General features: G+C 43.9%; 21 protein-coding genes, 3 tRNA genes and 1 pseudogene. 17 read left to right on the top strand and 8 right to left on the bottom strand.

What is annotated here, in order from left to right:
* Nucleotides 1-24 precede the first annotated feature (24 nt).
* Nucleotides 25-297, bottom strand: a complete 273-nt coding sequence (locus tag ADU37_RS03740; protein ID WP_058946353.1) for a DUF3213 domain-containing protein — start codon at nt 295-297, stop codon at nt 25-27.
* A 5-nt stretch (nt 298-302) separates the two neighbouring features.
* Entirely contained in the window at nt 303-2,054 is a 1,752-nt protein-coding gene (tes, locus tag ADU37_RS03735; RefSeq protein WP_058946352.1) for a tetraether lipid synthase Tes, read from the bottom strand.
* Nucleotides 2,055-2,230: 176 nt separating this feature from the next.
* Here tes and ADU37_RS03730 point away from each other — a divergent pair, with 176 nt between their 5' ends.
* The 6 genes from ADU37_RS03730 to ADU37_RS03705 all read left to right on the top strand — a co-directional run bounded on the left by ADU37_RS03730 (nt 2,231) and on the right by ADU37_RS03705 (nt 8,466).
* Entirely contained in the window at nt 2,231-2,599 is a 369-nt protein-coding gene (locus tag ADU37_RS03730; protein ID WP_058946351.1) for a hypothetical protein, read from the top strand.
* Nucleotides 2,586-3,173, top strand: a complete 588-nt coding sequence (gene udg, locus ADU37_RS03725; protein ID WP_058946350.1) for a type-4 uracil-DNA glycosylase — start codon at nt 2,586-2,588, stop codon at nt 3,171-3,173. The genes ADU37_RS03730 and udg overlap by 14 nt, the downstream gene beginning before the upstream one ends.
* Nucleotides 3,174-3,499: 326 nt before the next feature.
* On the top strand, nt 3,500-5,098 hold the full coding sequence (locus ADU37_RS03720; RefSeq protein WP_058946349.1) for a Na+/H+ antiporter NhaC family protein: 1,599 nt from the start codon (nt 3,500-3,502) through the stop codon (nt 5,096-5,098).
* A gap of 501 nt (nt 5,099-5,599) precedes the next feature.
* Entirely contained in the window at nt 5,600-6,514 is a 915-nt protein-coding gene (locus tag ADU37_RS03715) for a pantoate kinase (protein WP_058946348.1), read from the top strand.
* Nucleotides 6,511-6,741, top strand: a complete 231-nt coding sequence (locus ADU37_RS03710; RefSeq protein ID WP_058946347.1) for a hypothetical protein — start codon at nt 6,511-6,513, stop codon at nt 6,739-6,741. The genes ADU37_RS03715 and ADU37_RS03710 overlap by 4 nt, the downstream gene beginning before the upstream one ends.
* 42 nt (nt 6,742-6,783) lie before the next feature.
* Nucleotides 6,784-8,466, top strand: coding sequence for an ATP-dependent DNA ligase (locus ADU37_RS03705; RefSeq protein WP_058946346.1), 1,683 nt, complete (start codon nt 6,784-6,786; stop codon nt 8,464-8,466).
* Nucleotides 8,467-8,488: 22 nt separating this feature from the next.
* On the opposite strand, the gene ADU37_RS03700 is transcribed toward ADU37_RS03705, so the two are convergent.
* Complete coding sequence (locus ADU37_RS03700) at nt 8,489-9,019, bottom strand: flavin reductase family protein (protein WP_058946345.1); 531 nt, start codon at nt 9,017-9,019, stop codon at nt 8,489-8,491.
* A 99-nt stretch (nt 9,020-9,118) separates the two neighbouring features.
* Between ADU37_RS03700 and ADU37_RS03695 the strand changes: the two genes are divergently transcribed.
* The 3 genes from ADU37_RS03695 (at nt 9,119) to ADU37_RS10910 (ending at nt 10,403) form a co-directional block, all read left to right on the top strand.
* Nucleotides 9,119-9,196: transfer RNA gene (locus tag ADU37_RS03695), tRNA-Ala, on the top strand.
* A 13-nt stretch (nt 9,197-9,209) separates the two neighbouring features.
* Nucleotides 9,210-9,287, top strand: a tRNA-Val gene (locus ADU37_RS03690).
* 42 nt (nt 9,288-9,329) lie between these two features.
* Complete coding sequence (locus tag ADU37_RS10910) at nt 9,330-10,403, top strand: hypothetical protein (RefSeq protein WP_144433190.1); 1,074 nt, start codon at nt 9,330-9,332, stop codon at nt 10,401-10,403.
* A 241-nt stretch (nt 10,404-10,644) separates the two neighbouring features.
* On the opposite strand, the gene ADU37_RS03685 is transcribed toward ADU37_RS10910, so the two are convergent.
* From ADU37_RS03685 to serK, 3 genes are all read right to left on the bottom strand, one after another.
* The gene (locus ADU37_RS03685; RefSeq protein WP_058946344.1) at nt 10,645-11,310 is read right to left on the bottom strand and encodes an HAD family hydrolase; all 666 of its coding nucleotides are present in this window, start codon (nt 11,308-11,310) and stop codon (nt 10,645-10,647) included.
* Between the two features lie 120 nt (nt 11,311-11,430).
* A complete protein-coding gene (locus ADU37_RS11250; protein WP_203226263.1) occupies nt 11,431-11,571 on the bottom strand; it encodes a hypothetical protein in 141 nt (46 codons plus the stop codon).
* Between the two features lie 381 nt (nt 11,572-11,952).
* Nucleotides 11,953-12,681 carry an L-serine kinase SerK gene (serK, locus tag ADU37_RS03680; RefSeq protein ID WP_058946343.1) on the bottom strand — a complete coding sequence of 243 codons (729 nt, stop codon included), beginning with the start codon at nt 12,679-12,681 and terminating at the stop codon, nt 11,953-11,955.
* Nucleotides 12,682-12,866: 185 nt separating this feature from the next.
* On the opposite strand from serK, the gene psmB reads away from it, so the two are divergent.
* From psmB to ADU37_RS03640, 8 genes are all read left to right on the top strand, one after another.
* Nucleotides 12,867-13,490, top strand: coding sequence for an archaeal proteasome endopeptidase complex subunit beta (gene psmB, locus ADU37_RS03675; RefSeq protein ID WP_058947620.1), 624 nt, complete (start codon nt 12,867-12,869; stop codon nt 13,488-13,490).
* A gap of 17 nt (nt 13,491-13,507) precedes the next feature.
* Nucleotides 13,508-15,454, top strand: coding sequence for a beta-CASP ribonuclease aCPSF1 (locus ADU37_RS03670; protein WP_058946342.1), 1,947 nt, complete (start codon nt 13,508-13,510; stop codon nt 15,452-15,454).
* Between the two features lie 24 nt (nt 15,455-15,478).
* On the top strand, nt 15,479-16,810 hold the full coding sequence (locus ADU37_RS03665; protein ID WP_203226277.1) for a pyridoxal-phosphate dependent enzyme: 1,332 nt from the start codon (nt 15,479-15,481) through the stop codon (nt 16,808-16,810).
* 49 nt (nt 16,811-16,859) lie between these two features.
* Nucleotides 16,860-17,183, top strand: coding sequence for a hypothetical protein (locus tag ADU37_RS03660; RefSeq protein WP_058946341.1), 324 nt, complete (start codon nt 16,860-16,862; stop codon nt 17,181-17,183).
* Nucleotides 17,184-17,186: 3 nt separating this feature from the next.
* On the top strand, nt 17,187-17,870 hold the full coding sequence (gene rpiA / locus ADU37_RS03655) for a ribose-5-phosphate isomerase RpiA (RefSeq protein WP_058946340.1): 684 nt from the start codon (nt 17,187-17,189) through the stop codon (nt 17,868-17,870).
* 156 nt (nt 17,871-18,026) lie between these two features.
* Nucleotides 18,027-18,114: transfer RNA gene (locus ADU37_RS03650), tRNA-Leu, on the top strand.
* A 59-nt stretch (nt 18,115-18,173) separates the two neighbouring features.
* Nucleotides 18,174-18,758, top strand: a complete 585-nt coding sequence (locus tag ADU37_RS03645; RefSeq protein WP_082663013.1) for a hypothetical protein — start codon at nt 18,174-18,176, stop codon at nt 18,756-18,758.
* Nucleotides 18,755-19,327, top strand: a complete 573-nt coding sequence (locus ADU37_RS03640; RefSeq protein WP_058946339.1) for an aldolase — start codon at nt 18,755-18,757, stop codon at nt 19,325-19,327. The genes ADU37_RS03645 and ADU37_RS03640 overlap by 4 nt, the downstream gene beginning before the upstream one ends.
* Here ADU37_RS03640 and ADU37_RS03635 read toward each other — a convergent pair.
* Both ADU37_RS03635 and ADU37_RS10900 read right to left on the bottom strand, forming a co-directional pair.
* On the bottom strand, nt 19,320-19,574 hold the full coding sequence (locus tag ADU37_RS03635; RefSeq protein WP_082663012.1) for a UPF0147 family protein: 255 nt from the start codon (nt 19,572-19,574) through the stop codon (nt 19,320-19,322). The genes ADU37_RS03640 and ADU37_RS03635 overlap by 8 nt on opposite strands.
* A gap of 100 nt (nt 19,575-19,674) precedes the next feature.
* Nucleotides 19,675-20,322 (bottom strand): annotated as a pseudogene (locus ADU37_RS10900) (IS6 family transposase); the annotation flags it as partial.
* Between the last annotated feature and the right edge of the window lie 142 nt (nt 20,323-20,464).

The raw sequence follows: 20,464 nt of genomic DNA, 5'->3' as shown, positions 1-20,464 counted from the left end.
GTTTTTAAAATTTTAAAAAGAAAATCAAGCAGCTATTGTGTTTTTCCAGCTCAGACTGCTTTCTATGAGCTCTTGTGGAGTTAGCTCTTTCTCGTTGATAACCTCCGGTTCAAAGGGCTTAAGCATCGCCAAAAGCTTCTCTTTTGGCAATTTTGTTTCGTCAAATATCACGTAACCGCTCTTTGAGTACCCGTTGATAAAAACCCTATAAACTGCCAAATCGAGTGAGAGTTTGTACTGCATTTCTCTGGCTTCGTCAGGGGTTATTTTGCTGAATTTGAGATCTACCCTCCTCATCGTCATCACCCGAAGTAGTTCTTTATGTCAATGTAAGTCTTTCTATAGAGCTCACTCTCCTTCATTTTTTCAACGAACTCCTTGGTTCTCACGTATTTGTCCTTCTGGTACTCCCAGTCTGGGTGGAGGGCTTTCCATTCTCCCCAGGTGTAGCTAAACTGGGCTTGGACCTTGTCTCTATAGAGCTCTGGAATCACGTTGAAGGTACAGAAGGGTACAATCCTTCCGTCGGGCATTGCGTAGTGAATTACACAGCGCTCCACCCTTTCAACATCGTAGTTGTACTCATCCATGAAGTGCATCATTCCGAGGAAGAGCGTCTTGTAGTGGAACTGACCAAGTGCCTCGTAAGTTCCGTGGGTGAACGCTTCTCTTATAATCCTCAACACGTCAAAGCTCTTTGGAGCATATTTTTCGTCGTAGAAGCTCCTGAACTTGAGGAATATCTCCGCCCCAAGCTTGAGCTTCTGAAGTCTTCTCAAGGTTTTCCATTTTTCAATCTCCTCAGCCTTGCTCTCAAGGAATTCCACGAAGCCTTCAACGTCGAGGAATCTCGAAATTGGAACCACTCTGTCTTCGTCAAGGAACACATACGTTGCAGCTCCACAGCCAAAGTGGGATGTCATATAGTATTTTCTGCCTGCAAACGCTTCAAAAAACCTCGCAATATGGCCGGCAATCGGTATTGGATACCAGTCCTCCTTTGCTATAGTGCCATTGGTCTGCTCCTCTATTCTCTTTATTGCCCCGGGAATGGTAATCCTGAAGCGCTCTCTTTCTTTCTTTGGGACTCTTCCCACAAGGGAGATGGGTTGGAAGTTGACTCCTCTGACTATGTCGAGGTGATTGAGGCCGAAGTTGATTATAGCTCCAAGCTCATGGTCGTTTACGTTCCTTATTGTTGTGGGCACAAGAACGATTCCAGGGCCGCCGGCTTTTCTCACGTTTTCGAAGATCAACGGAACCTCCCAGTGATTCTTCCAGTTTGTTTTTGGGGTCATTCCATCGTAGCTTAGGTATATGGTATTGACGCCGGCTTCTCTAATCTTCTTCACAAGCTCCGGATCGAAGGCGAGCTTTATTCCATCAGTGTTAAGCTGAACGTGATCGTAGCCTTCTTCCTTTGCAATCTTTATGATCTCTATGAGGTCATCCCTCAGTGTTGGCTCCCCTCCAGTGAACTGGACGGCATTAGCTCCAACGGGTTGCTCTTTCTTTGCGTTGCGGAGCATCATGCGTATCTGCTCGAGGGTAGGTTCGTAAATTGGCTGGCCTTCCTTGGCATAGAAGAAGCAATACCAGCAGCTCAAATTACACCTATTTGTCAGAACTATGTTAAGCAGGTTCGTGTGGGAGCGGTGCCTTGGACAGAGACCACAATCAAAGGGACAGTTTACGCCGGTGTTCTCAACGTTGTAGCTCTTTATCTTAAAGTCATACCTCCACTCCTCAAAACGCTTATACATCTCAACGTCTTCATAATAAACATCAGTTATCAGGCCTTCTGGGCATTTTTTCGTTATCCACACTTTTCCATCCTTTTCCCAGACCACGGCAGGGACAACTTTTCTAGTTTCTGGGCAGAGGGACCAAGTTCTGTGGGGGAGAGCTCCACCGTAACCCTTGGTGGCTTTTGTAAGGAGCTCGTGAAATTCCTCTTCACCTATTTCGGGGTATTCGATGAGATCGCGAACCTTTTTAGTAAGCTCACCAAATTCTCTCTCCCCACTTGGTATTCCCTCTGTTATCTCTTCCATTCTAATCACCTCTACGAGTTTTTTACAAGTATGGAGTATAAAAACTTTTGCGTAAATATGAAGATTTACTTTCATAGATACACGAAAGGCCCTATAATATTGTCTCTTCCCTATATGTGCGACCCCTTGAAAAGGGTTAAAAAGACCGAGACTCCCAAATAAGATGGTGGTGAAAAATGCCAGCACGGGAGATGAGAATGGAGATGTTCCTCAGAGCGCTGATGAAGGGAGACTACACCAAGGCGAAAGCTCATCTGGACAAACTTGAGAAGATAGTGGGAGATGACGAGTGGGGTAGGGGATACAGCAAGGCTATAAATGGCTTTTTATCTGCGTTAAATGACAATGACACCGACTCTCTGATAGTCCAGCTTGTAAGAAATCCGGACAATGAAAAAGCTCAAAAACTCCTTGAACATTTTGAGAGCATACTCCAGCATGAATTTAGGGACGATTATGAGAAAGGATACTACACGGCATGGAAAGAACTTTTAACGGCGTATCTCTCTCAAGAGAGACTGGGTGTTAAGCATGGGAAAAAGTGAAGCTATGAAGGGACTTGAAGAAAAGATAAAAGCTTGTAAAAAGTGTCCGTTGGGAGAATTAAGGACAAACGCTGTCCCCGGCTCGGGAAGTTATGATGCTAAAATAATGTTTGTCGGAGAAGCCCCGGGTTACTGGGAAGATCAAAAGGGCTTACCTTTTGTTGGAAGGGCCGGGAAAGTGCTGGATGAGCTTTTGGAAAGTGTTGGGCTTAAACGCGAAGAGGTGTACATCACCAACGTTGTAAAGTGCCGGCCTCCCAACAATAGAGATCCAACCGAGGAAGAAATCAAGGCTTGTTCTCCTTACTTAGATAAACAAATAGACATAATCCGGCCGAAGGTCATAGTCCCCCTGGGAAGATATTCAATGGCTTACATCCTTAATAAATTTGGCTTTGAAGCCGAGCCCATAAGTAAGATGCATGGGAAGATACTTGAAGCTGGAACCCTTTTCGGGAAGGTTGTCATTATGCCAATGTATCACCCGGCCGTTGCCCTCTATAAGCCCCAGCTTAGAGAAGAGCTTGAAAAAGACTTTAAAAAGCTGAAAGAGGTACTAGAAAGCTTGTCTTAACTTTGTAATTTTACTCCGAATTCTTTTTTGCTATTATTCTCTTTAATCCAATAACTTTCAATGAGGGTTTCAAAAAGTGTCAAAAAACGCTGGGAAAACGTTTTTATGGTAAGAAAGCATTATTGTATAATGTTAAACACGATATGCCATTAGCATGCAGTGAGGAACAAAACCCTGCAACATTTTATCCCGAATTTATTTCAGTAAATCGTGGAAAATATACAAAAAATTTCGAAAATTATCAAAGAGACAACAATATTTGCGAAAAACTTATAAAGAGTTCGAAAAATTTGGGCTCACGAAAAATGTATATGGAGGTGTAAGGAGTGTCGGACTTTGGGGTGTTGTCTTTGCTGCCCCCACTCGTGGCCATTATATTGGCTATATGGTCCAAAAGGGTGTTGTTCGCTTTATTTGCTGGTGTTTGGGTTGGCGGAGTTATGGCCTCCGGATGGAATCCAGTAACGGGTACAATAATCACTTGGCAGTGGGTTATTGAGAATGTAACAGAGAGCTGGAACGCAACAATTTTGGTTTTTGATTTCTTGATTGGAGCGGGAGTTGGATTGATTTACAAATCGGGAGGTGCCCATGCAATCGCAAGAGCTTTGACAAAGAGAGTGAACAACAGCAGGGCAGCTTCAGTACTTGGATGGCTCCTTGGTGTTCTTGTGTTCTTTGATGACTATACCAACACAATCATAGTCGGTAACACCATGAGGCCAATAACAGATAGGGCAAGGGTTTCAAGAGAAATGCTCGCTTACATCGATGACTCTACTGCAGCGCCTGTAGCAGGATTAGCTTTAGTCTCTACGTGGATCGGTTATGAGATAGGGCTTATTGGCAAGTCCTTCGATAGCCTTGGAATTACTCTTGGCTCATATGCTGCTTGGCTTTCAAGTGTTCCATACAGGTTCTACTCACTACTTGCGATACTCTTGGTGCTTATTGTCGCTTATACTCACAGGCACTATGGTCCAATGCTCCATGCCGAGTATAGGGCTAGAACAACGGGTAAAGTCCTCCGCGATGGAGCAAAACCATTGATGACAACTGAAGTAGATTTAGGAACTCCAAAAGAAGGAGGAGACGTCTGGAACTTTATCCTGCCCATCTTCAGCCTTGTCTTTGTAACACTCTATGGGATGTGGTACACCGGCGGTGGAGGGGCAACTTATGCAGAAAAGGGCTTGATGGGCGTGCTTTCAAACTCTGATGCGGCAACAGCCCTATTGTGGGGATCGTTTAGCATGGTGCTGGTAGGATTAGTGCTAGTTCTTGGAAGAAAACAGATGACAGTTGAAGAGGCCGAGACTGCAATTGTCCAAGGTATGAAACAGATGATGATGGCTAATGCAATTTTAGTCCTTGCATGGAGTATCAAGAGTGCCACAAGCGCTGTTGGAACGGCAGACTATGTGGTAAACTTGGCCACCAGCGCAAACATTCCAGCGGGTATAGTTCCGCTTATAGTGTTCTTGGTTGCAATGTTCATATCGTTTACAACGGGAACCTCATGGGGAACATTCGGTATTTTGATGCCAATTGCGATTCCACTAGCATACAAAATCACAGGGGGACAAATCGGCCCGGTGCTCTATGCCTCAATAGGCGCGGTCTTTGCAGGTGGTATTTTCGGTGACCACTGTTCACCAATAAGCGATACAACAATCATGAGTTCAATGTTCTCCGGAAGCGACCACATAGACCACGTAAATACACAAATCCCATATGCAGTGACAGCAGCGAGCGTGGGTGTTATTTTGTACCTGCTCTTTGCTATAGGAATCCGCAGCTGGGCAATTTTACTTCCAACAGGCATAGTACTTTTAATAGCTGCATGGTACGTTCTCAGTGAGTGGTACGGCAGGAAATACGGCATTCCGCACGGAAAAGTGCCGGTGTATGTTGTTGAGGAATGAACTTTTTCTTTCTTTTTGGAGACATCTACCGTTACCGGCTTAAATCCCCCTCTTCTTAGTTTTTCTTCGGTCTTTGGGTATCCCTCTGGAAGCAATAGGTTGTTCTCTCCGAGATGGAGCATGTTGTTTGATGAGCTTGAATCCTTTGAAATAACTCACATCCACTACGCCGGGAGATACTGCAATCCTCTTGTTTCCGAGGTAGTTAACTCCAGAAAGCAGGTGAAAGATTTTCGATATTGGGGACCTTTACGACTTTTACATTGGGCGAATATCGAGCCAGTTGTTTTATACCTTCTACATTAGTTCTCTGGGAAGCCCTAACAAAAAATAACACCCTGGTCGGTTACCATAACGTCCCCGGCTCTTCAATCTGTTTTACCTCAAAGCCTTTTAATCCCGTATTCCTTAAGGACTCTAACATGTTTATCTCTATCGTCAATACTTTGTTCCAAGCTCAACTTTAAAAACATCCGTCCCAACTTAGATGGGGGTGAGAAAATGCTGATAAGGACTTTCATTCCAGCGCACATTACGGCCTTTTTTGTTCCCAAATTCAACGAAGAACCTCTTTTAGCCGGTTCACTTGGAGCCGGCATAAATTTAAGCAGAGGAATCAACGTTTTTGTAAGCTTGGGGGAAGGCTTAGAGAGGCACATACACATTGCTTTTAATGGAGAACCCGTTAAAAAAGAAGATGCCATTATCAGCTACTCCGTCGCTAATGAGATCGTCCCGGAGAATTTTACCGGAGAGGTTGAAATCTGGCAGTACTTTGACTTTCCAAACGGTTACGGTTTTGGGAACAGCGCCGGTGGGGCTCTTGGGACTGCCCTTTCTTTGGCTTTTGCCTTTAAAGAGAAAACTTTTCTCCAAGCCGCTCAAATAGCCCACAAGCATGAGGTCATCCACAAGGGTGGCCTTGGGGATGTTATAGCCCAAATTCACGGAGGGATAGAAATTAGGATAAAACCCGGTGCACCGGGGATTGGAGTAGTGGATAACATCTTTTTCGAAGAATACAAGGTTCTGGCAGTGCCGATGGGGAGGCTATCCACAAGAGAGGTGCTTGACAGCGACGTTATTAGATTAATCGAGAAAGAGGGAGAGAAAGCCTTTAACGCACTTCTCTCAAATCCAAGAGTTGAGGTTTTGATGAAAGAGGCAAGAGGATTTGCTGAGCGTACGGGTCTGCTCTCCGGTGAGCTCTTGGAAATTGCCAATGAAATTGATAGGGTTCTCCACCTGCCATCATCAATGATAATGCTGGGAAAGAGCCTCTTTGCACTTTTGAGGGAAAATGAGGTAGAGAAAGTGAAGTCTCTCTTAGATGACCTTTCCATAGAAGAGTACCACATATGTGAGGTTTACACCCAGAGGCCTAGTGTTGAAAGATGGATGGGGGAAGGGGGATGAACCCGGTGTATCTTACCCTTTCAATCCTCTCCCTTCTTTTAGCAATATACTTGAACAAAAGCAACCAGCGGGAAATGGGTCTCTTTGCATCTGGGTTTGCTGGAGGGTTTGCATTCTTATTTGCCTTTGAAAAAAGTGGATACCCTCTCCCACTTATATTTGCTGGAGGCTTCGTAGCCACTGTATTCTTTGAATTCCTGAGGTTCAGACCAATGCAGAGGGATTAATCTTTTTATCCTTTGATACGATACTCCAATATGGTGGTGTTTATGTTATACAGAGAACTGGCCGAGCTTTATAAAAGACTTGAGAAAACGACTCTGAAGACCCTTAAGACAAAATTTGTGGCAGAATTTTTAAAGAAAGCTGAAGATCCAGAGCTGTTGGAAATTATTCCCTATTTAATCCTCGGTAAGGTCTTTCCGGATTGGGATGAGAGAGAGCTTGGCGTAGGTGAGAAGCTATTGATAAGGGCCGTTTCTATGGCCACTGGAATAAATAGTGACGAGATAGAAAATTCCGTAAAAGATACTGGCGATTTGGGGGAAAGCGTTACCCTTGCCCTTCAAAAGAGGAAGCAAAAAAGCTTTTTCTCCCAACCCCTTACAATAAAAAGAGTTTATAGCACTTTAGTTAAAGTTGCCGAAACCACCGGCGAAGGGAGTCAGGATAGAAAGCTGAAATACCTCGCCAATCTCTTTATGGATGCTTCTCCAGAGGAAGGGAAGTATTTGGCAAGGACGATACTTGGGACCATGAGGACGGGAGTTGCAGAAGGATTGCTGAGGGATGCAATAGCGGAGGCGTTTAGGGTAAAGGTTGAGCTTGTTGAGAGGGCTTACATGCTTACGAGTGACTTTGGATTTGTGGCTAAAGTAGCAAGGCTTGAGGGAGACGAAGGTCTTTTGAAAGTAGAAATCCAAGTAGGGAAGCCCATTAAGCCGATGCTCGCCCAGATGGCAGCCAACGTTAGAGAGGCTCTAATGGAAATGGGTGGAGAGGCGGAGTTTGAGATTAAATATGACGGTGCGAGGGTTCAGGTTCACAAGGACGGAGAGAAGGTTATCGTTTATTCAAGGCGTCTTGAAAACGTTACGAGATCAATTCCAGAGGTTGTTGAGAGGATTAAAGAGTCTTTAAAGCCGGAGAGAGTTATTGTAGAAGGCGAACTCGTCGCCGTTGGGGAAGAAGGAAGACCGAGGCCGTTTCAGTACGTGTTGAGGAGATTTAGAAGGAAGTACAACATAGATGAGATGGTTGAAAAAATACCCCTTGAGCTTAACCTCTTCGATGTTCTTTACGTTGATGGCAAAAGCATGATAGATGTCCAGTTCATAGAGAGGAGGAAGACCCTTGAAAGCATTGTGACCACAAACGAATGGATAAAAGTGGCGGAGAACTTAATAACAAAGAATCCAGAAGAGGCCGAGAAGTTCTATCACAGAGCCCTTGACCTGGGTCATGAAGGACTAATGGCAAAAAGGCTCGACTCAGTTTACGAGCCCGGTAACAGGGGCAAGAAGTGGTTAAAGATTAAGCCAACAATGGAGAATCTCGATTTAGTTATTATAGGCGCGGAATGGGGCGAAGGGAGGAGAAGTGGAGTCCTGAGCTCGTTCCTTTTAGGTGCATATGATCCCGTTAGGGGAGATTTCGTCCCGGTTGGTAAAGTGGGAAGCGGATTTACTGATGAGGATTTAGTGGAGTTCACAAAGATGCTTAAACCCTTTATAAAAAGGGAACACGGCAAGTTAGTTGAAATAGAGCCTAAGATTGTGATTGAAGTTACTTATCAGGAGATTCAGAAGAGCCCCAAGTACGAGAGCGGCTTTGCACTGAGGTTCCCGAGATACGTTGCGCTAAGAGAGGACAAGGGACCAGAGGATGCGGATACAGTCCAGAGGATAGCCGAGCTCTACCAACTGCAGGAGAGAATGAAAGGAGGTAAGTGAGTCTCTTTTTATTTTTAATCCGTTAGAGGTCTTTGGTTGGAATCTCATATATTTCCTCGTTAAATACGACGAACTTGTTTGTGCCGGGAGCTAAATGCGCCATAAAGCCGAATTTTACATCTGGTTGACTGTTTTTGAACGCTTCTTCGTTTTGGATGAAGTTAACTATCTCCGCGGCAAAGAAGGTATAATTGCCGTAGGACTTTTCTTCTATAACCTTACATTCAATGTTTGCGGCAGCTTCTTTTATACTTGGCGTTTTTACTTTCTTTGACGGAATAAAGGTTACACTCATTTTCTTGAGCTTTTCTGGACCGCTCTTTCTTCCAGCAATCAAAACGTCTCTGAGCATGTTTATTGTAGGGATGCTAATCACGAACTCTCTGTGTTTCTTTATCAAGCCGTGGGTGTGATGAGCCGGATGAATAGATATCCCAACAATTGGAGGTTTTGTAGAGAGATAAGTTAGCCAATCAGCTGCCATCACGTTTATTTCATTATCTCGCCCCGAAACTATCAGAAAAGTTCTCATGGGGTATAGAAGATGCCACATGGAATCACCTCACTTATTGTTATTTGCTCCCTTTAAAAAGTTGCTTTAGCGTAAAGTTTTTAAACTCATTTCTAGGATACGTATCTGGCTTGAAGAAGTGGGCCGGTAGCTCAGCCTGGGATGAGCGCCGCCTTGGCAAGGCGGAGGCCCCGGGTTCAAATCCCGGCCGGTCCACCATAACTTTTAGGGCGGGCCCGTGGTCTAGACTGGTTATGACGCCACCCTGACAAGGTGGAGGTCCGGGGTTCGAATCCCCGCGGGCCCACCAATCACCGAAAATGATTTTTGTGAAAAACTCCTAATTTTTCTGGTGGTGCCTATCATAAGTAGACCTTATTATGCTGCCAAGATTTATTTCTCAAGCTATGGAATCGCGTGGTTTGATGTAGATACATTTTTAAAACTTCTTAATTTCATTGAGTCAAAAAAGATCGTGAGCACTAACGAGATGGACTCTTTCTTAAAAAAGAACAGTCAAAATCCCTTTGCTAAGACTGGAAAAGAGGGGCATTACTTCGCTAGGCTATTATGGCATCTGGGAATTTTGGTCAAAAGTTCTGGAAGAGAATATAGAATAAGCTCATATGGTCAGAATTTGTTAACCCAAATGGAGGAAGATACAGAAAACAGGGAGAATGTTCTAAGAACGATTTTCAAAAAATGGTATCCTCTGATAGTCTTTCTGAGATACATTGACCATAAAGGCTCAGCAAGCCCAAAAGTTATATCTTCAGAATTGGGAGGAGAAATGAAACACTGGACATCAATACTTTATCAGCTGGGGATCCTCCAGAGAGGGAACGTTGCAAAGCCTTACAATAAATTTGTCGTAAGTTCTCTTTTCATACCGCTTTCTGTAGACTTGGGTTTGATAGATAAGGGAGACAATAAAATAAGACTGACAAAAGATGGAGAGAGGCTAATTAGGGATTATGTTGAATCTTCTGATATAATTCGAACAATGCCTGGTGATTATACAATTTATGCTGGAATAGCCGATGTCCTTTATGATGCTGAGGAGCCGGTAATAGTCTCTCCATGGATAAATGGTACTGTTGAGAGGTTAATAACTGTTATTGGAAGCATCAATAAGGAGTTGTCCAAAATAATCCTTGTTGTCAGGAACACTCAAAAGAATAAGGAAGTAATAAGGAGGATATCAAAAACCCCCTCTTTTGATATTGAGCCTCGGTATTATCAAAATTTGCATTCTAAAATTACCACAAATTATCAGGGGCCTAGTATAGAGTCCTCCGCAAATTTGCTCGTAACAAGTCTTAAAAGAAATTATGAAATTGGCACATATTACCCCAGAACTCCAGAAGAGCTGGCACTGGCAGTGGAAGAGCTAATCTCCATTTCTAAACCATTAAAGACTTTCTAATAAATGTGGCCCGCCCGTAACGACCGCTCTCATTGAAGCCATAGGGCAATCTCAAGCGGCTTAACCCAGGCGGGCCAGAAAAGTGTACTCGGCCAGGGTTTCCCACGGTCATCGCGCTCCGTAACGCGGAAGGCCCTCCCGTGGGGACCTCGCTATGGCCGAGCTGTTGCCCCCGCATCGCCCCCACCTTCATTAATTGGGTGGGTCCTCGCGCGGGGGCATTATAAGTTAGGTCGTTCCTTTATAAATCCTTATCCATTAATGAGCCCACTAACTGTACAAGTTCGTTCAAATCTTTCACGTAATAGTCTGCCCCCTCCATTTTCCCAAACCTCATCACTTGAACGGCCCTAACGCCAGCCCTATGGGCTGCCAAGATATCTGATTCAGAGTCCCCCACGACCAAAGCTTCACCTGGAAGAACTCCGAGGGCATCGAGGGCTTTTTTGATTAGATAGGGATTCGGCTTGGCGCCATCCAAATACCTGTAGTCTTTACCAAGAATGACATCAAAATATTCCCTCAAGTTATAAAGCTCCAGCACGAATTCCGTGCAATCTTGGGAAGCGTTGCTAACGGCTGCCAGTTTTAAGCCCATTTGCTTGAAATTCTCCAAAGCATCCACATCGGGGAAGGCTTTTATTAATCCCTTTTCTGCGGCCCATTTTCTGTACTTGAGCTTTGCCCTGTCTATGGCTTTCCAGAATTCCACGTGATTAACTCCAAGCTTTTCGACCCAGCTCCTTGGGAGTTCTCCTTTAACCATTTTTTTGTACGTTTCGTGGTCAACGCTTATCCCAAGTTTTTCTATCTCTTTCTTCCCCCATTTTTCAAACCATTCCCCATCGTTGTAGTGTTCATAATAAACAAGCGTCTCATCGACGTCAAATATTAATACCCTTAACATCCCTATCCCCCGGATGCATCTCAGATAGGCTAGACTTCATCATCCTTCAGTCGGTTGATCCCTCATCATCGATTGAAAGAATATAAGAAGTGGTGGATAAAAAGTTTTGGAAAAGACGGCTCAACATCCCAGGATTTTTCTAAGGGCGCCCAAACCTATCCTACTCCCACTGATAACCAAAACGATATTTCTGCCTCTAAAACGCTCTAACTCTTTTAAATAGGCTGCAACTGGAAGTGCCGCTGTTCCTTCAATTAGCATGTGGTCTCTCTCCGGCATTAAAACAGTCACTATCAGGGGTTCTCCTTTTCTTGACTGCAAGGGCGACTAATTTTTCTATGAGAATGCCAACGCTTATCGTGGTATAATTCCGATGAAGGGTCGACTCCTTAGCCTCTTCACTGAATGTGGCTACCCATCCAAGGCGTAGAGCCGTTAGAGAGAGGCTTTGAGAAAGAGCTCGTTGCTATTGACCTGTCGGAGATATCCACTATCGACGGCACCTGATCTTTTGGATCAATATAAAGCCCCTGTAGAATTCCTTTCAGCTTTTCTCGTCCAAGAGGGCTCCGGTTGATTACTATGAGCTTTGTATTTTTATCTACCAGTTCGTTCAGCTCGTCAAGATAAAAGGGAAGAACATCAGAAGAGATCCTCGAGCTTTACGTCAATCTTATCCGGTATAAATGGCAGAACGTGTCTTGTTGTCTTTGGAGAGTATACCTCTCCTCTCTTCACAAGCTCCATGACCTCTTCCTTGCTTGGGGCTTTTCTGATGAAGACATAGTCAATTTCGCCCTTGTCCATGTCTTCCCTCGCGTCTTCTTTGAGACCATAGTAAATGAGCTCTATCTCTCCCTCAACACTCATCTCATCAAGCACTTTGCTGACCTTCTTCTGTTCATCAAGACCACCTGGAATGGCAAAGCTCTTTTCTCCAATGAGGGCAAAGGCTATTTCTCCCTTTTCTGCCTTTTCTTCAGCCTCTTCGTCTTCAACTATTTCCAAACCCTCTGCTTTTAATCTTTCCAGAACCTTGTTGAGGTCTCCCTTAAACGCTGGATACCAAGTGTAAACTTTAACATCGTCGCTGAAATAGTCGAGAATTACAGAAGGAGCCCTCTTTGCCCCGAGCTTTTCTAAACCTGCCCACCTGTGGTGACCATCAACGATAAGGTACATATCTTCACCGGGAACTTTTGCCAAAAGCATTGGTTTCCAGAAAATACCCGAACCTGTTACGCTTTCAATAAATGCTTCGAGCTCTTTTTGGACGAGCTGCTCGTGGGGTTTCATCTTTTCCAGCTCAATAAAAACATATTCAACTTTCTTTACTGGTATATCGTATTTGGGAACTTTTTCGACACCCATTTTATCATACCTCCCAATGGTTACACTACTGTAAAACAATTCATAGAATAAAAAGCTTTTTCCTTTAGCTGCCCATCTGAAAGGAGCAACTCATGTTGCTTTGCGAAAACTTTAAATACTCCCTCGGTCAAACCCCCACTGTAACATTTGTTTCTATTCTCAAGCAAAATGACTATCCTAAAGGGGTGTTGGCTTTGGACAAAATTAAAGGGACAACAACAGTAGGCATTGTTTGTAATGATGGGGTGGTATTAGCTGCGGACATGAGGGCTTCACTGGGCAACATGATCCTATCCAAGGGAGTTAGCAAGATATTCCAAATAGACGACCATTTAGCTCTAGCAGGAGCTGGAAGTGTAGGAGACATACTGAGCCTTGTAAGGCTTTTGAGGGCAGAAGCAAAGCTTTACAGAGCGAGAGTTGGCAGAGAGATGAGCACAAAGGCATTGGCAACGCTGACTTCTAACATCTTAAATGGAAGACGGTACTTCCCCTACTTCGGCTGGTTTTTAGTAGGAGGTTACGACGAGAAGCCGGGTCTTTATTCGATTGATATGGCTGGAGGAATTACTGAAGATAAATATGTTTCTGCAGGTTCTGGTATGGAGTTTGCTTACTCTGTTTTGGATAACGAATACGATGAAAAGATGAATGTTAAAAAAGGCGTTAAATTGGCCATAAAGGCTATAAACACCGCAATAAAAAGGGACGTCTTTACTGGAGATGGTATAATGGTTGTTGTTATTACAAAAGAAGGTTATAGCGAGCTTTCTAAAGAAGAAGTCGAGAAGATCATTAAGAAGCTTTGATTCTAGGGGTGATTGGTGTGATAAAAAGAGAAACAAACGTTGATGAAGTTCTAAAGGAAATCAGGGAGATTATTAACCAGATGGTGCCTAAGGAGGCAAAGATAACAGAAGTTGAATTTGAGGGACCGGAGCTGGTTATCTACGTAAAAAACCCTGAAGTCGTAATGCAGGATGGAGATCTTATAAAAAACCTTGCAAAGGTTCTCAAAAAGAGGATTAGTGTGAGGCCGGATCCGGATGTTCTTCTTCCTCCTGAAAAGGCCGAGGAGTTAATTAAGCAGATAGTTCCGCCAGAGGCGGAAATAACGAATATAAGTTTCGATCCTTCTGTTGGTGAGGTAATAATTGAGGCTAAAAAGCCCGGACTTGTGATTGGAAAGAACGGGGAGACGCTTAGAGAGATAACCCAAAAAGTTTACTGGGCGCCAAAAGTCGTTAGAACACCTCCTTTGCAGTCCCAGACCATATACTCTATTAGGGGGATTTTGCAGTCTGAGAGTAAAGATAGGAGAAAATTCCTGAGACAGGTTGGGAGAAACATCTACAGAAAGCCAGAACTTAAGAGTGACTGGATAAGGATAACGGGACTTGGAGGATTCAGGGAAGTTGGAAGAAGTGCCCTCTTGCTCCAAACAAATGAGAGTTTTGTGCTGGTTGACTTTGGTGTAAACGTTGCGGCGTTGAATGACCCCAAGAAGGGATTTCCGCACTTTGATGCTCCAGAATTTACTTACGTTCTTAAAGAAGGCCTCTTGGATGCAATAATAGTTACCCACGCACACCTTGACCACTCTGGACTGTTGCCTTACCTCTTCAGGTACAACTTATTTGATGGCCCTATTTATGCAACTCCGCCTACAAGAGATTTAATGGTTCTTCTTCAAAAGGACTTCATTGAAATACAGCAGAGCAACGGTATTGATCCCCTTTACAGAATGAGAGACATAAAAGAGGTCGTTAAGCACACAATAACCCTTGATTATGGAGAAGTCAGGGACATCTCGCCAGATTTGAGACTTACCCTGCACAATGCGGGCCACATTCTGGGCTCTTCAATAGTCCACCTTCACGTTGGAAACGGTCTCCACAACATAGCCGTGACTGGGGACTTCAAGTTCATTCCCACAAAGCTCTTTGAGCCAGCAAATGCAAAATTCCCAAGACTTGAGACTCTAATAATGGAATCAACTTATGGAGGAAGCAAAGATTACCAGATGCCGAGAGAAGAAGCTGAGAAGCGGCTTATTGAGGTCATCCTTCAGACGATCAAGCGCAAAGGAAAGGTTCTTATCCCTGCAATGGCCGTTGGAAGGGCTCAGGAGATAATGATAGCCCTTGAAGATTACGTGAGGGTAGGAGGCTTGGACGTTCCAATATACTTGGATGGCATGATATGGGAGGCGACGGCAATCCATACAGCATATCCTGAATATTTAAGCAAGGGCCTCAGGAATCAGATATTCCACGAAGGCTATAATCCGTTCTTAAATGAGATATTCAAACCAGTGGCAAATGCAAACGAAAGGAAGGACATAATAGAGAGTGAAGAACCCGCAATAATCGTGGCCTCCTCCGGTATGCTGGTTGGTGGGCCTAGTGTGGAGTACTTTAAGCATCTTGCTCCAGATCCTAGAAACTCGCTGATATTCGTAAGCTACCAGGCAGAAGGGACTTTGGGAAGACAGGTTCAAAGAGGTCTAAGGGAGATACCAACAGTCGGTGAAGGTGGAAAGACGGAAGTTATCCAAGTAAACATGGAAATTCACACGATAGACGGATTTTCAGGTCACGCCGATAGAAGGGAGTTAATGAGCTATGTGGCAAGGGTAAAGCCGAGACCAGAAAGGGTAATAACAGTTCACGGAGAGCCTCAGAAGTGCCTTGATCTTGCCTCAAGTATCCACAAGAAGTTTGGTATTTCTACAAGGGCTCCCAACAATCTTGACGCCATCAGGCTCAAGTGATTTTTAATTTTTTGGTGGGTGATGATGATAAAGTGCCCCAACTGTGGAAGGGAGTATAAACAGATAATACCCCCAAAATGTTCATGTGGTGCTTTCCTTGAGGTGTCATATGATTATTCTAAAGTGGATGTCAAAAGATGGAAAAACAGAGAGAGGGGAGTATGGAGGTACAAAGAGCTACTTCCCGGTGTGCCTAAAATAATTTCCCTAAAAGAAGGCGGAACACCTTTAGTTAAAGCAAAACTCGGTGAAGAGCTTGGAATAGATGTTTTTATTAAAGACGAGACGAGGAATCCAACAGGCTCATTTAGGGATCGGCTTGCTACGGTAGGAGTTTCATATGGTCTGCCATATGCCGGCAATGGATTCATAGTTGCCAGCGATGGCAATGCAGCAGCTTCCTTAGCAGCTTACGCCGCTAGGGCCAATAAAGAGGCCTTTGTTGTCGTGCCAAAGAAGGTTGATAAAGGGAAACTCATTCAGATGATAGCTTTTGGGGCTAAGATAATTCGCTATGGAGAGAGCGTGGATGAGTGTATAGAATATGCTAGAGAACTCTCCCGGTTAAACGGTCTCTATGACATAACCCCCGAAAACAATGTAATCGGGCTTGAAGGACAGAAAACCCTCGCTTTTGAGCTATGGGAAGAGATAAACCCAACCCATGTAATCGTACCAACGGGAAGTGGAAGCAACATCTATAGCATCTACAAGGGTTTTAGGGAACTTTTAGAAATTGGCGCTATTGAAGAGCTCCCCAAACTAATTGCAGTGCAAACTGAAAACTGCTCTCCAATAGCGGCTGAGATATTGGGGATAGAAAGCAGAAGGGAGTTTACCAAAGCCCTCGGGTTATATGTCAAAGACCCAATAAACAAGGAACTTGCAATAAAAGCTGTCAGAGAAAGCAATGGAACGGCCGTGGTTGTAAGGGAAGATGAGCTTGATTTTGGGGAAAGGGCTCTTGCTAAGGAGGGTGTCTTTGCTGAGTATTCTTCGGCCGTTGTTATTCCGGCTTTGGTAAAGCTCCACGAAAGTGGATATTTTGAAAAAGGGGACAAAGTAGCTTTGATAGTTACGGGTTCGGGATTAAAGAGCTACCATGTAGAGGAGAGGGAGCGTTTTTCAATTGGCGGGACAAAGCTGGAAATTTTAAAGCTCCTAAGAGAGAAGCCCATGTATGGCTATGAAATCTGGGAGAACCTCGAAAAGCCAATGAAGTATCAAGCAGTTTATCAGCACATAAAAGAACTTGAGGCTCTTGGATTAATAGGAGAGGCGTACAAGAGGGGAAGAAGGGTTTACTACAAGCTCACTGAAAAAGGGGAGCGACTGCTCGAGAACTTTGAGGAGTAATGGAAAGTATTTTAAATGAATCCTTAAACTAAGTTTTAGGTGATAGAGGGTGAATGCTGAAAACAAGATGTCGCTCATATTTTACGCAATTGGAACAATAGCAGGGATAGTGAGTGGAATCCTCTCAACTCAGGCTCAAATGGGTTACATCGCGGGTTTGCTGATTTATCTGCTCTCACCAAAGGTGGTCATCGCTCTTGTTAAGGATCTTCCAGATGAGCTAAAAGATGAGAGAATTCTGCTTAGAAAGGGCTTTTGGGGATTCTTTCTGTTCTGGCTGTACTTCACGATTTTTAGCTATAACCTCATCCTGCAGCCTGAACCGAAATTTTACTCAAATCAGTCTCTCCTCTACAACATAACGAAGGGATGAAGGATGGAAGAAATGAAAAGAATGGTTGCTAAGGAGGCCCTGAAATTCATTGACGATGATATGATAATCGGGTTAGGCACGGGCTCTACAACGGCTTATTTTATTCAAATGCTTGGAAAGATGCTTATGACTGGGGAACTTGAAGATGTTTATGGCATTCCCACCTCTCATCAGTCCCGCCTCTTGGCCCTTGAGAACGGCGTCCCCGTTGTGGCTCTTGATGAAGTTGATGCAATTGACATCGCAATTGACGGTGCAGACGAAGTTGATCCCCATCTCAATCTCATCAAGGGAAGGGGTGCAGCATTAACTATGGAAAAGATCATTGAGTACAGGGCTGGAACGTTTATAGTGCTCGTTGATGAGAGCAAGCTCGTGGAATACCTTGGCCAGAAAATGCCAGTCCCCATAGAAGTCATCCCTGCAGCATGGAGGGCTATAAAAGAAGAGCTTGAAGTCTTCAATGCAAAGGCTGAGCTTAGGATGGGCGTTAAAAAAGACGGGCCTGTGATAACTGACAACGGGAACTTTATCCTCGATGCAAAATTCGAAAGGATAGAAGATCCTCTTGACATGGAGATTGAGCTGAACAACATCCCGGGAGTTGTCGAAAACGGCATCTTTGCTGATATAGCGGATATCGTTCTTGTTGGCACTAAGGATGGCGTTAAAAGAATGGAAAGATGATGCTTTTTTATCCCAAACTTCTAAACTTATAACTTATCACTTGTAAGTTATAACTTATAACTCATAACAAAACAGGAAGCAACAGAGCTTATAATAAAACTTTGAGACCATAAGGTTTTTAAAACCGAATTGGTGTATAGAGAAAATGTACAGAAAGCGGGGGTTGCCGAGCCTGGTCAAAGGCGGTGGACTCAAGATCCACTCCCGTAGGGGTTCCGGGGTTCAAATCCCCGCCCCCGCACCAAATCTCTTGTGACAACAAAATCTAAAAGCCGAGATTACCACTTTTCTATGGTGAGGCCAATGATACTTTACGAACCTATAATGATAGCAATGCCCCTCGCGGAAAAAATTAAAGATCAGATATTACAAGAAAAGAAAATGCCAGAGGGCGAGGATTTTCGAAGAATATTGACATCTCTTGGTCTCGAGGAGGTTTGTTTGGGAAGGGGACTTGCCCTCTTCCGCTCTAAGTACGTTTTCGCCCTTTTGATTCCATCTGCAAAGTATATAACCGTTGATATATTCTCCTCCTCCGGAGATTTAAGCGACGCTCTAGAGCTCATGGTGTATCAAGACAAAACACTCGATGCCTATATAGTTGATATAATGCCGGCTAATGAGCTCGAATTTGAAGGAAACATTGGCATAGAGCCGGTCATAATAGATGCGGAAACTTTTGAACTAAAAAGTGCCCCAGTTTTGGGACATTTTGAAAAGGAAAAGGAGAACATCTTTCTTGTAATAAGTGAGAAAACCTATGAGGCATGGAAAGAAAGTGGCAAACTTGGGGTGTGCCCTATATGTGGAGCCGATGGACTTGTGTGGCAAGGGGGAATTGCCCACTGTAGCTCCTGCGGTTTTGGAGTAAAGGTGGTGAAAAAATGAGCAGAATTGTTAAGGAGATGCTTGTTAAGTACTCCAGACTGGCTCACGAAAGAGGGCTAACCGCGGCATTTGGAGGAAATTTGAGTGTTCTTTTCAACGGAAAAATCTTCATAAAGGCAACTGGGTCTGTTATGGGTGAACTTACGCAAGAGCAAATAGCCATAATTGACCTTGATGGGAACGTCCTAAGCTTAGTAAAGCCTTCTTCGGAATGGAAACTTCATGTTGAAGGCTACAAGCGGAGAGGGGATATAAGAGCTATAGTCCATCTCCATCCCCCTTATTCGATAGTTGCATCCACGTTGCTTAGTGAAGAACTCCCCATAATAACACCCGAGGCTGAGATATACCTGAAAAAGATTCCCATAGCTGAGTTCAAACCAGCCGGAAGCTGGGAATTGGCTAAAGAGACTGCAAAGTATATAGAACATTACGATGCAGTTATTTTACAGAATCATGGAATAGTGACCGTCGGAAAAAGCTTAAGGGAAGCTTATTACAAAGCGGAATTGGTAGAAGAAAGTGCAAAGCTATGGTATCTAAAAGAAAAAGGCAAGCAAATCATTTAACCTGCTCCAAAGCGCCCAATACTTCCCAGATTATAGTTCTTGTGTGCATTGGCATGTTTGGATCCTCGCTAATCTCCTCAAGAATAGCAATAGCATCCGCGGCTCTCACGGTTGGATCCTTGCTTGTATCCATTAGGACTTCAATTGCCTGTTCAGCAGCCTTCCTAATATTTCTTGGGACGATTGTATCTTGAACAACCTGCTCTTTCAGAACTTGGATAATCTGTTGGATCATTTCCTCGCTCATTTCCATCACCTCCAATTTAAGTAAGAATTCGTAACTAAAAATTTTCCACCATATATTGCACATTGGTTATTAAAACCTTTCGGTTATTTTGCTGATACTGTCAGGATAACCGTGGCATCACCTCCCGAAGCCACTCAGTAAAATCACCGGATGACCTTAAAACCAGAATGAAACCTAACAAAATTATACCAGAAGGCAAACAGAAAAACAAACTTCTGAGCTTTCCACTCTTTACCCCTGAAATTATTCCAGAAAAGCTTCGTACCCCTTTCAACGTCCCAAACCAGCGCTCAACACAATTCCTCGGCCCGAAAGTCACAGCAGATAACCCAACCCCAAACTCTTAAACGCTGGCTTGTACCCTAGCATTATCAACCAGAAAGACAGGCTGCCCCTCACATGACTTTAAAACAACCAGAATGAAATCCCTGGCGACCTATCAGTTTCTAAGGGTTGCAATCCAGATTGCTAAAACCCCTTGCCCTCAACGTCAATTGCAGCCCAGAGGAATCTTTTCCTCCCGTTGATTTTTATTATTGTTTCCTCAACTGCAATGAAGTTTCTCTGTTTTTTGACTGCGAGGAGTTTTGGCTGGTAGATTGCTTCCGCTATTTTTTGAACTGCTTCGGCTCTTGTGTGACTAATTCCAAGGATTCTGGGTCTGTCTGTAGCTTAAGCCTTGCAATAATTCTACCGTCCTGACTTTCTTTTCTGGTGGGATTTTGTTGAGGTGAAGGGGTTTTAAGGGAGTAAATGGTGAATAATGGTTTCAGCTTGCATATTTCCTCCCTTTCTTCTTCTGTGGTGGTGTCTGGGATTTAAACCCGACACTCCAATGCTTATCCTGACAGTATCCCTCTAAATGTATTCCAAAATCATTTTAGTTCTCC

The sequence above is a fragment of the Thermococcus sp. 2319x1 genome, assembly GCF_001484685.1.
Classification (GTDB): domain Archaea; phylum Methanobacteriota_B; class Thermococci; order Thermococcales; family Thermococcaceae; genus Thermococcus_A.
This window is presented reverse-complemented; position numbering and strand designations above follow the sequence as displayed.